15 protein-coding genes are annotated in these 14,010 nt (G+C 61.8%); 6 read left to right on the top strand and 9 right to left on the bottom strand.

What is annotated here, in order from left to right; all coding sequences use genetic code 11:
- Positions 1 to 29: 29 nt before the first annotated feature.
- Positions 30 to 443 (bottom strand): SRPBCC family protein, encoded by a 414-nt coding sequence (locus tag F7R90_RS05475; RefSeq protein ID WP_158056260.1) that lies wholly within the window; start codon positions 441 to 443, stop codon positions 30 to 32.
- A gap of 244 nt (positions 444 to 687) precedes the next feature.
- Here F7R90_RS05475 and F7R90_RS05470 point away from each other — a divergent pair, with 244 nt between their 5' ends.
- Together F7R90_RS05470 and F7R90_RS05465 are read left to right on the top strand one after the other, a co-directional pair.
- A complete protein-coding gene (locus F7R90_RS05470; protein ID WP_158056259.1) occupies positions 688 to 1,425 on the top strand; it encodes an MBL fold metallo-hydrolase in 738 nt (245 codons plus the stop codon).
- A 118-nt stretch (positions 1,426 to 1,543) separates the two neighbouring features.
- Positions 1,544 to 2,203 carry a helix-turn-helix domain-containing protein gene (locus F7R90_RS05465; RefSeq protein ID WP_158056258.1) on the top strand — a complete coding sequence of 220 codons (660 nt, stop codon included), beginning with the start codon at positions 1,544 to 1,546 and terminating at the stop codon, positions 2,201 to 2,203.
- A gap of 5 nt (positions 2,204 to 2,208) precedes the next feature.
- Here the strand turns inward: F7R90_RS05465 and F7R90_RS05460 are convergent, their stop codons facing one another.
- Together F7R90_RS05460 and F7R90_RS05455 are read right to left on the bottom strand one after the other, a co-directional pair.
- Complete coding sequence (locus tag F7R90_RS05460; protein ID WP_158056257.1) at positions 2,209 to 2,625, bottom strand: hypothetical protein; 417 nt, start codon at positions 2,623 to 2,625, stop codon at positions 2,209 to 2,211.
- Positions 2,626 to 3,693, bottom strand: coding sequence for an mRNA surveillance protein pelota (locus tag F7R90_RS05455; protein WP_158056256.1), 1,068 nt, complete (start codon positions 3,691 to 3,693; stop codon positions 2,626 to 2,628).
- A gap of 143 nt (positions 3,694 to 3,836) precedes the next feature.
- On the opposite strand from F7R90_RS05455, the gene F7R90_RS05450 reads away from it, so the two are divergent.
- The 3 genes from F7R90_RS05450 to F7R90_RS05440 all read left to right on the top strand — a co-directional run bounded on the left by F7R90_RS05450 (position 3,837) and on the right by F7R90_RS05440 (position 6,569).
- Complete coding sequence (locus tag F7R90_RS05450; RefSeq protein WP_158056255.1) at positions 3,837 to 4,352, top strand: RDD family protein; 516 nt, start codon at positions 3,837 to 3,839, stop codon at positions 4,350 to 4,352.
- An 83-nt stretch (positions 4,353 to 4,435) separates the two neighbouring features.
- Positions 4,436 to 4,753, top strand: a complete 318-nt coding sequence (locus F7R90_RS05445) for a hypothetical protein (protein WP_158056254.1) — start codon at positions 4,436 to 4,438, stop codon at positions 4,751 to 4,753.
- A gap of 169 nt (positions 4,754 to 4,922) precedes the next feature.
- Positions 4,923 to 6,569: a methyl-accepting chemotaxis protein gene (locus tag F7R90_RS05440; protein WP_158056253.1), complete on the top strand. Its 1,647-nt coding sequence runs from the start codon at positions 4,923 to 4,925 to the stop codon at positions 6,567 to 6,569.
- A gap of 713 nt (positions 6,570 to 7,282) precedes the next feature.
- On the opposite strand, the gene F7R90_RS05435 is transcribed toward F7R90_RS05440, so the two are convergent.
- From F7R90_RS05435 to F7R90_RS05410, 6 genes are all read right to left on the bottom strand, one after another.
- Positions 7,283 to 7,960: a DUF4013 domain-containing protein gene (locus tag F7R90_RS05435; RefSeq protein WP_158056252.1), complete on the bottom strand. Its 678-nt coding sequence runs from the start codon at positions 7,958 to 7,960 to the stop codon at positions 7,283 to 7,285.
- 161 nt (positions 7,961 to 8,121) lie between these two features.
- On the bottom strand, positions 8,122 to 8,865 hold the full coding sequence (locus F7R90_RS05430) for a DUF4013 domain-containing protein (protein ID WP_158056251.1): 744 nt from the start codon (positions 8,863 to 8,865) through the stop codon (positions 8,122 to 8,124).
- Positions 8,866 to 9,001: 136 nt separating this feature from the next.
- Positions 9,002 to 9,700 (bottom strand): DUF4013 domain-containing protein, encoded by a 699-nt coding sequence (locus F7R90_RS05425; protein WP_158056250.1) that lies wholly within the window; start codon positions 9,698 to 9,700, stop codon positions 9,002 to 9,004.
- A gap of 162 nt (positions 9,701 to 9,862) precedes the next feature.
- Positions 9,863 to 11,971, bottom strand: coding sequence for a ribosome rescue protein RqcH (gene rqcH, locus F7R90_RS05420; RefSeq protein WP_158056249.1), 2,109 nt, complete (start codon positions 11,969 to 11,971; stop codon positions 9,863 to 9,865).
- 90 nt (positions 11,972 to 12,061) lie between these two features.
- On the bottom strand, positions 12,062 to 12,463 hold the full coding sequence (locus F7R90_RS05415) for a hypothetical protein (protein WP_158056248.1): 402 nt from the start codon (positions 12,461 to 12,463) through the stop codon (positions 12,062 to 12,064).
- A 37-nt stretch (positions 12,464 to 12,500) separates the two neighbouring features.
- Positions 12,501 to 12,938 (bottom strand): hypothetical protein, encoded by a 438-nt coding sequence (locus F7R90_RS05410; protein ID WP_158056247.1) that lies wholly within the window; start codon positions 12,936 to 12,938, stop codon positions 12,501 to 12,503.
- 84 nt (positions 12,939 to 13,022) lie between these two features.
- Here F7R90_RS05410 and surE point away from each other — a divergent pair, with 84 nt between their 5' ends.
- Complete coding sequence (gene surE, locus F7R90_RS05405; protein ID WP_158056246.1) at positions 13,023 to 13,853, top strand: 5'/3'-nucleotidase SurE; 831 nt, start codon at positions 13,023 to 13,025, stop codon at positions 13,851 to 13,853.
- Positions 13,854 to 14,010: the final 157 nt, after the last annotated feature.

Below are 14,010 nucleotides of genomic sequence, written 5' to 3'. Positions count from 1 at the left end.
CTGTGGGGTGAAAGTGAAATCTGGTTCGCTCAGGCCAGTCGAGCCAATCGTTCGAGTGCGAGCGCACAGACCGGTGCGTAGCCTGCCCCGAACAGTGGCAACTCGAAGACGACGCGGCAGTTTCCGTCGAGCGGTTCGACGCGGTGCCCTGTCGCCGGAATCCCAAGCACGCGCCACGTCCAGCGGTACAGTTCGCAGTCGGTCACTTCGAAGCGGACCCAGACGCCGGGAACGACTTTTACCCGGCCGGTCGTCCCTGCCCGAATCCGATGGGACGGACAATCGACGGCCATCACCGACGGTCCCCACTCGGGCCAGTAGGCGGTCTCGGTCAGCAACGTCCAGAGTCGGTCGGCGGGCGCGTCCACGACTCGCGAGACTTCGAGTCGCCGTCCGTCGGGCGTCCGACCGACATTCGTTTCGGTCGTGAGTGAGTTGGCCATCCTCGGGACTACGTGGACAACCGACAAAACTCCGGGGGAGAAAAGAATCTTAAACCTTTGGTACCCAGCGGAAGTAAAATTAGTCGTCTAGAAGGCTATCGTTTCGACTTTGGGGCGTTCGATGCATGTCGTCTCTTCATAATATTCTCGACAATAATGTGGGGTGATAGCATTCGTCGTAGTGCCTGCTAGCTCTACGTTCGGTCCCAAAGCGGTTATGAGCGTCCGGGCCGCCGATTCGAACATGCGCGTCACGTTTCTCGGCACCGGAAGCGCGATGCCGACTGGCGAGCGGTATCAGACGGGACTGTTCGTCGAAGAAGACGGTCGCAGCGTTCTGCTCGACTGTGGGAGCGGCGTCCTCCACCGACTCCAGCAGTCCGGCATCGGGTACGAGAACGTCTCGACCGTACTGTTGACGCACCACCACCTCGACCACGTGTCGGACCTGCTTCCGCTACTGAAAGCCCGCTGGCTCTCGGGCGAAGAGCATCTGGAAGTCGTCGGCCCCGACGGGACGAAGGCGTTGCTGGACGACCTGCTCGACGTTCACGATTATCTGCAAGGACGAGTCGATTTGCAAGTGCGGGAGGTCGGACCGCACGAGTTCACCGTCGGCGGGTTCGACGTGGAGGGGTTCGAAACCCGTCACTCGATGCCGTGTCTAGCCTACCGATTCGGGGACGAGTTCACCTTCAGCGCCGACAGCGAGGCGTTCGAGGGACTGGCCAACTTCGCGGATGGCTCGGAGGTACTGGTCCACGACTGCTCGTTCCCCGACGAGGTGGACGTTGCGAACCACCCGACACCGAGCCAGTTGGGCGAGGCGCTGGGAGAGTCCGGCGCAGACATCGGGAAGGTGTTTCTGACGCACCTCTACCCGCACACGGAGGGCAAACACGAGGAGATGCTGGAGTCCATCGAGCGCGAGTACGACGGGGATGTGAGTTTCGCAGAGGATTTGCGGACTGTCGAGTTGTAACTCCCGTGGTGTTGTGAGACGGGAGGATCTTCGTGTATGAAAGTGCCTAACTGGGCAATTATCGGAGTGAGAATAAGAAACGCTCAGTTTATATTCTAGGTCTCGTAACGGAGCGTCGATGACGACGATGGCGGAAATCCACGTTCCTGCGGAGACAACTGTCCTCGCCGAAGCGTTCGAGCGCCTTCCGACCCTCGACGTTCGAATGGAGAACGTCGTCGCTACCGAACAGGGTGAAGTGATGCCGTTCGTCTGGCTCTCCGGTGGGACCGAACGAGAAATCGAGAGCGCACTCACAGCGGACCCGACCGCGACCGAAATCAGAAAGGTCGATTCGAGCGAAGACGAGTACCTTTACAAAGTCACGTTCGTGGACGGCATCCACGTTCTCACCGAAATCATCTTCGAGTGCGACGGGACCATCCTCGAAGCGACGGGACGAAACCGGTCGTGGACGCTCCTGTTGCGGTTCCCGGAACGAGAACGCTTCGCTCGCGCGTACGAACAGTTCGAGCGGTACGACTTCCGCGTCGAGATACTGGACATCCACACGCCCGACGCTGATTCGAACGGCCGCGGGACGCTCACCGAGGAACAACACGAGATACTGCGCGAAGCCTACGAGTTGGGTCACTACGAGGTGCCTCGGGGGACGACCCTCGATAGTATAGCAGACGAACTCGGCATCTCACGACAAGCGGCCTCGGAACGATTACGCCGAGCGCACCGCGGCGTCGTCGGGGAATACCTCTCCGGCGAGTCCGACGGGGCGGCCTGACTGGCTCACGACCTCGACGACGCGACTCGATTCGCCAGTCCTCGAAATCCGGAGACGACACGCGGAACGATAGCCATCGCCCCAATCGAGACGACAGTCGCACCGGCCATTCCGACGCCGGGCACACCGGTCTCGGCGTGTGCGATTGCACCGACGTACGCGGCGAGCGCGATAGTCGCGCTGTAGTACGCAGACCGAAGCGGCATCGTGTAGGGGTCGCCCGCGGCGGGCCAGTCGCCCAGTTTCACGAACTCGCCCCGGAACGTGGCGGCGGCCATCGAACAGGCGGCGATGGCGGTCAGTCCGGCCAGTTTGACCTCGTTCTCGGGCGTGGCGTACATCAGCCCGATCAGTGCCGGAATCCCCAGTATCGAGATTTCCAGTCCCGCGAAGAAGACGTAGTCGAGCCAGCGTTCGAGCATCTATTCGAGCCTGTATCGGAGGAGTGCGGCGATGCCGCCGAAGCCTTCGAGTTGGTCGCCCGGAGCGAACTCGCTGGAGAAGACGGTCACGTCACCACCCTTGCGCTCGACGTCGGTGATGAGTTCGTTCACGTCGAGGTCCCACTCGCCGTCCGTGCCGCGCTCGTGTCGCAGTCGCTCGTCCAGAATCAGCAACTGCTCTATCGCGCCGTAGTCGCTGGCCTGCTTGACCTGTTCGATGCCGTAGGCGGCCCTCGCGCCCTCGCCGATGCGGGCCATCAGTTCGTCCACGAGTTCGGCTTCCTCGGCGATTCGCGTCTCCTGCTGGACTTCTTCGACCGCGCCGCGCTTGAGGACTTCGTGGACGCCCCGGTCGCCGACGGCGCTGGTATCGACCATCGAAATCTTCTCCGTGATGTCGGGCGCGTTGTCCTCGATGTACTTGTAGGCGTCCTGCTTCGTGAAGCCCGGCCCGGCGAGAACGATTGCGTCTACGTCCATTCGCGAGAGGGCGTCGGTGAGTTGGGCGAACAGTTCGTCGCGGCCGCGAGCGTACTCGCCTTTCCCTGTCGTGCCAGTGAAGTCGGCGTACTCCTCGGTACCGTACTGGGCGACGGTGTGGATGTGGGCTTCGCCTTCTTCGACAGTTGCGATGGCCACGTCGGGGTTCTCTGTCGCGGCTTCGGCCTCCTCCAAACGGTCGAGTTGGTCGGCCTTCCAGACCTTCTCGATGGTTATCTCCTTGGTCTCCTCGACGTTGAGCGTGTGGTGCTGCCCGAGTTGGTCCTCCCGGGAGCAGTCGGCGATGACGCCGCCGATTCGCAGACGGTTGGCGAACTTGTGGAACTCGCTGTCTTCGACTTCGAGCGTGATGTACATGTGTTCGCGCTCCCCGCCTGTGTCGCGCATCTGGTCGTCGTTCCGCTGGATGCGCCGTGTCGTGTCACCGGAGACCAAATCACCCGGTTCGAGGACGTAGGTGAGGTGCCACAGGTCGTCCAGACTCTCGGGGACGACCGTGATTCGCTCGCGGCCCGCGTCCGCAGGCTCGCGGCTCTTTACTTGCATGCGGGACGCTCCGTTCGCGTTCGGTAAGTGTCCTGCTATTCGGGAGTCGTTCGAAACGCCGAGTCCGAACGACACCACGTTCCACAGCGGTTCGTCGTCCGTACCACAGAACTTATGAATTATTGACTTAATGATGTAAAGACATGTCTGGATATCCACGGGAACCTACCCGAGAAGACACGGACGTCATCGGTGCGCGTATCGGAGCCCAAATCATCGACAACGTCCTCATGCTCGTCATCTTCTTTGGGGCGGTGTTCTTGTACATGGCAGTTGGCAGCGCAACCGGCAGCGAGGGCGTGTTCACCGGCTTCGGCTTCCTCCTCGGCGGCGGTGTCGCCTTGTTCTACAGGTTCTTCCTCGAAGGCTACTGGGACGGATACACCGTCGGCAAGAAACTGTTCGGAATCAAAGTCGTCAAAGAAGACGGGCGGCCCTGTAGTTACGGCGCGTCGTTCGGCCGTAACCTCCTCAGAATTATCGACGGCATGTTCTACTTTGCCGTCGGGTTCATCTTCATGGCGATGAGCGACGAGCGACAGCGACTCGGCGACCGCGTCGCCAACACGGTCGTCGTGCGCGAAGAGCCGTCGAGAGCTCCGGAGACTCAACGCGAGCGAGAGATGGAAGCTTCGCGCGAACTGTCGTTCGATAGCTAATCTGCACGGAACGGCGGTCCCCGACTCCGCGAGGACTCGAATCTGCCAGTGAACTTAACTGATTTTCCATCGTACGTCGTGGTATGTCACGCCGAAGTCCCCACAACGCAGCCTACGAAGACTACACCTTCGACGGCGAGACGAAACAGAACTCCGACTACCTCGGCACCGTCAGCGACGGCGTGGCAATGTTCTACAGCCACGACAGCAACTCCATCTTCGAAGGCGAACCGAACGACGACCAGAAGACCATCAGACCGGTCGAGGGGAGCGAACAGCAACTCGACGACGGCGACTCCCTCGGCGACGTACTTCGAAGCATCCGCGACGACGTCGGCTGGGAGTCGCTGTCCTCGTTCGCGGAGGAACACCTGGGGAGTGGCGACGACGAAGACGACTGAGACGGCGACGGCACGCGAAAATTGTGCTACTATTTCGACTTGTCGTCGTGATCTCTCCTCGTCAGTAGCTCCGAAAAGCACTCAGAACCCGTTCTGTGGCTGTGTCGGCGATTCTCAAATTCCATAATCGGAGATACCTTTATGCAATGTCGCTCTAGGACTCACAAACATGTTCAACGTGCTTTCGGGAATCCGCAGCACGACCGCGGACGCGGACGAGTCCGACGGGACTGCGGGACCCGACGCATCACCGGCGACCGGAGTCGCCGACTCCGAGAACGGAGAGATGGCAACGGGCGGGACGGTGACCGCAGAATCGATAATCGAGAGCGTTCTCGACGGACTCTGTTATCCCATCTTCACAGTGGACGCCGAGGGGAATATCGACCGCATCAACGACGAGGCGCTCGACCTCTTCGAAAAGAAACGAGGGGATCTCATCGGCGTGAACCTCTTCGAACTGGACGAAGCCGACAACAGCGTGATGCGAGAAGTGCTCGACACGGGCGAACCGGTCCAGAACTTGGAGGACACCATCGAAGTCGATAGCGGCGAGGTTCCGGTAAGTCGGAGTCTGATGCCATTCTACGACGACGCAGGCAACATCGTCGGTGCGCTCGAAATCAACCGCGACATCACCGAACGCATCGAACTCCAGCGCCGCGAGGAGTTGGTCGAGTCCTACCAACAGACCGTCGTCGAGGAACTCAAGACGTACCTCGAACGACTGAGCAAGGGCGACCTGACCATCGACCCGACGATTCCGGAACCGGACGAACAGTTCGACGCCATCGTCAGTGTCCACGAGAAGTTCGGCGGAATGGCCGACGACCTCGGGTTCGCGGTCGATTCGCTCCGCGAGACGCTCGAACGCACCCGAGCGCAGTCGGACGACCTCGCGGACATCGGATCTGAGATTCAAGCCGCGAGCGGCGAAGCGATGGACGCAATCGACGACATCAACGATTCGAGCGGGAGCGTCGCCGAGACCGCGGAACGGCAGGCCGAGCGCGCCTCGGAAGCCGAAGAGAACGTCTCGAACCTCTCTGCCTCCATCGAGGAGATTACGGCGACGGTTCAGCAAATCGACTCGCGTTCCGACGAAGCGTCCAATCGCGCGCTCGAAGGGACGACGACCGCTCACGACGCCATCGATACCATCGACGCGGCCAGTCAGGCCTCCGAGCGTAACATCGAGATGATAGAGTCGCTGGAAGACCAGATGGAGACCATCAACGCGATGACCGAGATGATCGCGGACATCGCCGACCAGACGAACCTGCTCGCGCTGAACGCCAACATCGAGGCCGCGCGCGCCGACGGCGACGGCGCTGGCTTCCAAGTCGTCGCCAACGAGGTCAAGGAACTCGCCGAGGAGTCGAAGGACGCCGTCGAGGAGATATCGGACTCGCTCGAAGAACTCAAGGGCGGCATCAACGAGACCGCAGAGACCATCGAGGCCAGCAACCAGCAGGTCGAGACGGGCGTCGATGCCGTGCGCGACGTGGTCGAGCACATCGAAGACATCGAGGCGGCGGTCACGGAGACCAGCGAAGGCATCGAGGAAATTCGACGCGCGACCGGCGACCAAGCCAGCGACGCAGAAGAGGTCTCCCGACTGGTCGAAAACGTCTCGGACGCCAGTCGAGAGGTCAGCGCCGAGATACAGGAAGTCGCGGCGGGCATCGACCAGCAGACCGATGCTGTCGGCGAACTGACACACGCGTCCTCGGAAGTCACAGACACGTCTGCGGAGATGCAACAGATGCTCGAAGACTTCCGACTCGAAGAGACGGAAGACGCGAATCTGCACTGAACTGTTGTATTTTTTATAATCCTCGTCGGGATTCTTCTCCGACGATAGTTCGGTTAACGACCGAGCAGAACCGCGCGTTAATCTCGTGTCGTCTGTGCCCCTGTTTGAGTATCTTCGCACCGAATCATTGGGTCATCGAGATGTACGGGCCGGAAATTGATTCCTTCGGGGCGGAAGTCAACACCGAGACGAATAGTCTGAATCTTCCCGTTAGCCATTTTTGATGATTCTACGTCCTCGAAGTCGAGTGTCGCCCATTGGGAGTTATCTTGCACCCGGATACTCACTTCGTATCGACCGCACCCTATCCACTCTTTGTCTGAGATTGCGATGATTCGGTCTTGGCTCTGTTTGGGCAGTTTGTAGGTATTCCAGTGGACTATCTGGCCGTTTCGTTCGACTACGAGCGAGGTCTGTTTCGGTTCATCGTAGTAGTTCGCGAGATGGATTGCATGCAGTGGAGGTGGACGATACGTTTCGGGGTCAGACTCACTGAACACCGACGAACATCCAGACAGTCCACTAAACAGACTTGCACTGCTGGCAAGGACTGCACGCCGTCGAACGTGGGCGGATAGAGACATTCGCCGTCAGTACTACATGTCAGTCGATATATCTTCTGCCGGTGCGTCGAGCCTTGGAGACGACAAGTTCGTCCCGCGCGTTTCCCGATCCAAGTCCCGTGAACTGCCAAGAAGTTCGACAGTCCCTCTTCATCCGGTCGCCACGCCAATCAGTCGCGAGACGACCAACGACGCGTAGAACGAGAGCGCCAGCGCGACGACTTCACCCAGACGACCGAGCGAAGCCAGCGCGAACGCCAGCGTGAGCGCGACGCCCCCGACCACCACGGCAACCGACCACCGATAGAAGTACGCGCCGTCGGTCGCGGTGCGCCGGAACGCAAGCCAGTCCGTGGCGGCCCGGAGACTCCCCTCGCTGGCGACTCGCTTGAGCGCGATTGGCAGGACGTAGAGCGCGAGCAGGGCGAGCAACAGCGCGACCGTTCCCGCGCCGTAGACCGACAGCGTCCGGCCGAAGTTCGGAGTGGCCTGTCCGGCCTGTGCGCCACTGAACGTCGCGAGCAAGACAGCTATCGGGACGACGAGCGCACAAACGGAGACGACCAGCGTGCGAAGGCCATCGGTCAGTAGTCTGCGAACGTCGGAGAAGGGTGGCGGCCCGTCGTCTGAGTTCGACAGGCTATCGCCAGAATCGCGGAGAACGGCGACGACGTAGCCTGCCAGTAGAACCGCGGGAACGACAGCGAGGAGCGCGAGGACGCCGAGGCGTGCGAGTATCCCGGTCGCGACGGTGAGACTCGTGCCCACGACCAACGCCCGCTCGGCGTGCTCGCCGCGCGTCGGATACGTCAGTGCCTCCCGAAGCATGGCCGAGGGTTCGGGCGCGAAAAGTTAGTTCTGGCTACTTGTGTCTGGATTCGACCGCCGGTCCGGCGGTCGAATCTAGACGAGGATAGGCATCGAACCCGACGAGAAGTGTTACAGTCCGAGCGGTCTGCGAGCGCAGACCGCTCGGACCGAAGTTCAGCTCAGACCGCAGGCCGCTGTTCCTCGTCCAGCGTGCCCTCACGGCGCTCGGTGTGGGTCGCGTCGCCGTAGGCACGCCCGTAGAGGGCGTACGCCACGACGTTGACGTAGAACGCCACGAACGGCACGAGCGCCCACCCGAAGAAGGGTATCGAGGCGAGACCACTGACCAGCGCGCCGCCGACCACGAGGACGACGAACGCGACGAGCCAGCCGGTCGCGTACGACCCGCTTCGGAGGACGGGCACGAGCTTGCTAAGCTCGAAGGCCGCGCCGAGGCGGCCTTCGACGGCCAGACGGGCCAACGCGGCGGGCACGACGTACCACGCCGCAATCGCCGCTGCGAACGTGACGAACACTGCGCCGAGCAGTGCCAACAGTCCGAGGAAGCCGATGCCGTCGGTCGCAGTCGGAGCGGTCGTCATGGGGTCCGAAACGACCTCCGCGGTCGATACCGTGAACAACACGGTGCTACCGACCAGTAACACCGCGAGTATCGCGGGTATCAGTACGTACGCGAACCCGACGACGATTGCTTTCAGTCCCTCGACGAAGAGGTCCTCCCAGTCGTCGAACGACGGTGCAGGGTCGCCTTCGCTCGTGCGGCGAAGGACGCGCTGGAAGTAGCCTGCGACGAATACCACCGGAATCAGGAGGAATCCGAGCAGGCTGAGGATGCCACCGATCAGTACAGTCTCGACTGCGTCGTCGCTGTCTTTCAGGTAAGTGAGTGCGTCTTCGAACATGATGTAGCTCCAGAGCGGACTGGCTGTGAAAAGGCGCGGTTCGCTCGAAACGTTTAGACGCTCGCTGAGAGCTTAACCGTTGCGTGACTCTCCGAGTCACGGCCGCTCGCTTCGCAGTTCGCCGAAAAAGAGTCGTTCAGACGACTGGTTGTTCGCCTTCGACTGGCGTCTCCTCGCCGGGAGCCATGCCGCTCGCCTCACCGTAGGCGCGGCCGTAGATGTAGTACGCCGCGACCTGCGCGTAGAAGGCGACGAACACGGCCCCAATCCAGCCGAGTATCGGGACGACGGCGAGCAGACTGACGACGATACCGCCGACCAAGAGGACGACGAGTGCCATCAACCAGCCAGTCGCGTACGCTTCCTTGGTGACGATAGGTCTGAGCGCGCTGAAGTGGAACGCCGCGCTCATCGACTCTTTCTCGGCGAACCGAGCGATTGCCGCCGGATAGACGTACCACACGGCGACGATGGCGAACAAGGTGAGCAGACTCCCGAAGAGGAACGTCACTCCACCGAGGAAGTCGGCGTTCCCGCCCGAGAGCATGAGTGCCCCGCTACCGGCGAATACCATCGCTATTACTGCGGGAACGAGTCCGTACACGATTCCGATGACGACTGCTTTCAGGCCGTCCACTGCCAGTCGAACCCACTTGGAGAACGTCGGTGCCTCCGTGTTCCCCCGTTCGGTTTCGTGGAGGACCCGAACCAGATAGCCCTCCACGACGAGCGCCGGGATGATGAATATCCCGAAAAGCGTCAACAGGCCACCGAGTACGACCGTGGTCATTCCCGTATCGCTGTCCGTCAGATAGTCGATGCTGTCGCGTATCATGATGTCCCCCGAGCAACCCCCGATACGCAGGTCGTCTCCCGACAGTCGGAGCGGTCACGACCCGGTCTCAGGTAGTAACCCAACTAGAGAGAACGTCGAGAGAGACCATAGCCATGTCGGACGGTGACAACCCACACGCACGTCACTGGTCCCACACGCACGTCACTCGTCTTTCATCCGACTGCCGCCCGGCGGGAGGAACTCCTGAATCAGGTCGGCACTGGCGACCTTGCGCACGAAGGAGGTGTCCTCGAATCGCTCGCGAAACACGCGATAGATGCGCTTGGCGGCGTCGTTCTGGGCGTACCGGCCGGGTTCGACCTCGACCAGCGTCTCGACCTGCGGACGAATCGCCGAGGGCGGCCCACCGACGACACGGGTGTGTGGTTCGCAGGTGATACCGACTGCGACGCCGACAGCCACGTCGCGGAAGTAGGTGCGGTCGCCGCGGATGGCGAAGCCACCCTTCTCCAAGTACTCGCCGCTCTCGGGCGTCTTGCTCACTTGGTCGGGAGTCACCATGTAGGCGTCACCCGCAAAGCGGCCGTCCTTCCACACCGACGAGTAGGAGACGGCGAACTGGGCGGCTTCCTGCTTGCTCTGTTCGGGCACGTCGATATCTCTGGACGGTTCGCTCGGGTCGGAGGTCTTGAGAATCGTGACCGGACCGCCGTGGGCCTGCGCGTGGAAGAACAGGTCGTTGCCGTCCATGTACTTGTTGACCAACTCCTCGTTCTGGTCGGCGTTGCGTCCGCCGATGACGAGGAAGTCGTCGCTGGTTCGGAACCAGCGGAACCGCTCGTACCACTGCTCTTGACTGCGGACGGGAATCGACGGCTCGGTCAGCCAATCGACTTCCTCTTGTTCGTCTTCGCCTGCGTCGTCGCTTCCCTCGTCCGGTTCTTCCTCCCACTCGTCGCGACGCTGTTTCACTGCCTCCAAATCTTCGCGGGTGTCTTCGATGGCGGCCAGCGCACCCTCTTTCTTCTCCTCAACGCGCTTGGCCTCGGTGTAGAGGCGGTCTGCGTTCTTTTCTACTCCTGTGGACGCGTCGAGTTGGATGCGCATACCGTCGATAGTGACTGTGACGGTGCCGTGTTCAGGGTTCACGCTGTGGACGGCTTCCGCGGCTTCGATGCCCTGCTCTGCGCCCTCCTCAAATTTGGCTTCGATGTCCTCCCACGGGGTGTCCTGCTCGCGGGCCTGCTGTATCGTCGTGAGAATCTCGTCCACCAGTCCGTAGTTGCCGTAGAGCAGTTCGGCCTTCTCACGTTCCTGCTCGGCCTCCTGTTCGAAGCCCTCGATTGCGCCCTCCTGCTGTTCGATGATGCGCTTCTGTTTCTCGATTTCGCCCTCGAAGTCGGGTCGCTGACTTCCGGCCGCTTCGTCGGCGTCGTCTTCGCCCGCCAAGTCGAGGTTCGCGTAGTAGTAATCGACCGCCTCGTTGAACGTGTCGAACGCCTCGGCGTCGAGGTGGTCGTACTCGTCCAGCGGGAACGGCGTCACGTCCACCAGTGTGTCGTCCTCGCGGTAGACCCGCGGGTCGAACTCCCCGGTGCGCAGGGGTATCGACATGCGCTCGATGGCGTCGAAGACGGCCTCGTAGTCGTCTTCGGTGGCGTCCGTGATGTCCGTCGTCTTCTCGACGCCCGCACGGGTGCAGACCTCCTCGGCGTAGAGGCCGCCGAAGTTGAGTTGCGTGGCGAGCGTACGAACGATGTCAGTGTCAGACTCGTCCATGTTGGCGACGAACGCCTCGTAGCTGATTTCGAGGGGATTGATGCGCTCGTCCGGGAACTCGTACTGACTGCCGGGTGCGACAGTTCGAGATTTGAGTCGTACGGTGTCGAGGCTGTCCACGACTTCGCGGTTCTCGTCCAACACAGCGACGTTGCCCTGCCCGAACAACTCTGCAACAATGGTGGTGTCTTCGTCGTCGCGCTCGAAGTGGAATTCGAGAATCCGGTCGAAGCCGTACTGCTCGACGCCCGCGAAGTCCGCGCCAGAGAGCCGATTTCGGAGCATCATGGCGAAGTTCGGCGGCCTGCCGGGCGCGTCGGGGACGTTCTCGACTGCGGCGACGTGCGCGCGTTTCTTCTCGCCGACTTCAACGATGAGTTCGACCCGCCCACGGTCGAAGTCCCGCATCTTGAGTCGCAAGAGACCGTCGCCGTAGAGGTACGCTTTGTCGAGTTTCGAACCCTCGTACGCGCCGAGTTCCGCGACGATGGCGGCGAGGTCGATACTCGACAGTTCCCGCTTTTGGTCCATGCTACTCGGTTTTTTGTTGTGGGGGAAATGGCTGTCGTTCCACCTTTTTTCTCGTCGGGTGGCCAGCGCGCGCCGATTTGTTTGCATAGATTACCGATACGAGTCCACCAGTCGCCGACCGACGTAGCCGAAGAGGAATCCACACATGCCCATCGTCGCGGCAGTCGTGACACCTATACCGACCGCCGCGAGGAGCGAGGGGGCCGATTCGGTCAGTCCGTAGTGACCCATCGGAACGAAGAACCCGAGTGCAGGCCCAAGAGCGAGCGTGAGGCTGACCAGCGCACCATCGTTGTAGAACGCCGCGAGCGTCGGAGCAGCTATCATGAAGAAGAACAGCGACCCGAAGTCGAGACCGAAGGGGACCGAGACGCCGAACGCGCGCGACGGACTCTGGGCGACGAACGTCGCGGCGAACAGCAGACCAGCGAGGCCGACGAAACGCGCGCTCACGTCTCGGTCGCGGCCGTAGAGGAGGGCGGGTCGTCCCATACATGTCGGCACGCAAAACAGTGGGAAAAAGCTTCTGTCAGGACTCGAAGAAGCGCCTGGCGAAATAGCCACAAGCGAATCCGAACAACCCTGCAAGCACCGCGACGAACACTGAAAGCCACACCACGGAGCCGAGCGTGGCACGCTGGTCGTCCAACTCGTACAGCGCCCACGACAGCTGATGCGCCAGTGCAGGTCCAAATGTGAGGAGGACGCAGACGAGCAGACCATCGTTGTAGAACGCCGCCAGCGCGGGAACGACGGCGAGGACGAGAATCAGCGAGACCGTGCCGAGGTTCTGCGAGAGCGAGAATTCGACGCCGAACGTTCCGGCGGGCGAGAAGGCGACGAGAGCGAGCGGGAACGACACCACTGCGAGTGCGACAAGACGAACGCTCGCATCTCTGTCGCGGCCGAAGAGGAGCGGAGAGTCGAGCAGGGAAGCGTCGAGGGCGTTCTCCGAAGAGGGCGACATAGCTGGCGGCACGCAGAACAGCGAGAAAAGCCTTCGGTCGGGACCGCCGACAGCTACAAGCGAGCGGTCCCCGAATCACGGTCGATGACCGACGCACCTCGCGTCCTCCTCACGAACGACGACGGCATCGACGCGCCCGGCATTCGCGCCATCTACGACGCGCTCGCAGCAGACGCAGACGTGACCGTAGTCGCGCCCGCGGACGACCAGAGCGGCACCGGCATGTCCCGCTCGTGGTCTTCGGACTCGCTGACCGTCCACGAACACGAACTGGGCTACGCCGTCGAAGGCACGCCCACGGACTGCGTCGCGGCGGGACTGACGGCCTTGGGACTGCAACCCGACGTCGTCGTCTCCGGGTGTAACGACGGGCCGAACATGGGCGCGCACATCCTCGGGCGCTCGGGGACCGTCGGCGCGGCGATGGAGGCCGCGTTCTTGGAAGTGCCAGCCATCGCAGTGTCGGTGTACGACCCCTCCGGCGAGGTGCCCGCTGGAGCGACTCCGACCAGCGAGGAGTTCACGTTCGCCAAGGCCGCGACTCGGTACCTCCTCAACGAAGTGCTCGACGAGACGTTCTCCGCTGCCGACTATCTCAACGTGAACGCACCGACGACCGGTGCGGACCCCGCGATGCGAATCACGCACCCCGCGCTCGCCTACGACGTGGTGTACGACGACGAGTCTGTCATCGAGTTCGAAGCGGGCGACCCGACCACCATCGAGTTGCACGACCGCTCGTGGCAGGTGTTCTTGGACCACGAGACGGCCGAAGCGATGGGGACCGACCGCCGCGCGATGGTCGATGGCGAGGTCAGCGTCTCGCCGCTACTGGTTCCCCGTGGCATCGCCAGCGACGAGACGAATCCCGAGGGAAGCGAGATTGAGGGGTTCGAGGCTGGGGAGTGGCTGTGAGTTAGCAGGCACTATCGTGACGCATTTTCACCGACGATTCGGCGCGCGAAGTCGTGCCCGAAGGGTACGACCGCGCGAGGGATGAGTATCACAGCTTGAAAAACGCGGCACGCCGCGTTTTTCAGAATCGAGAAACGCAATCGGGTGGGGAGGTGTG

The organism is Halorussus halophilus (assembly GCF_008831545.1).
In the GTDB taxonomy this organism is placed as follows: Archaea; Halobacteriota; Halobacteria; order Halobacteriales; family Haladaptataceae; genus Halorussus; species Halorussus halophilus.
Note: the sequence above shows the minus strand (reverse complement) of the source record. Positions and strands in the feature narration are given on the sequence as shown.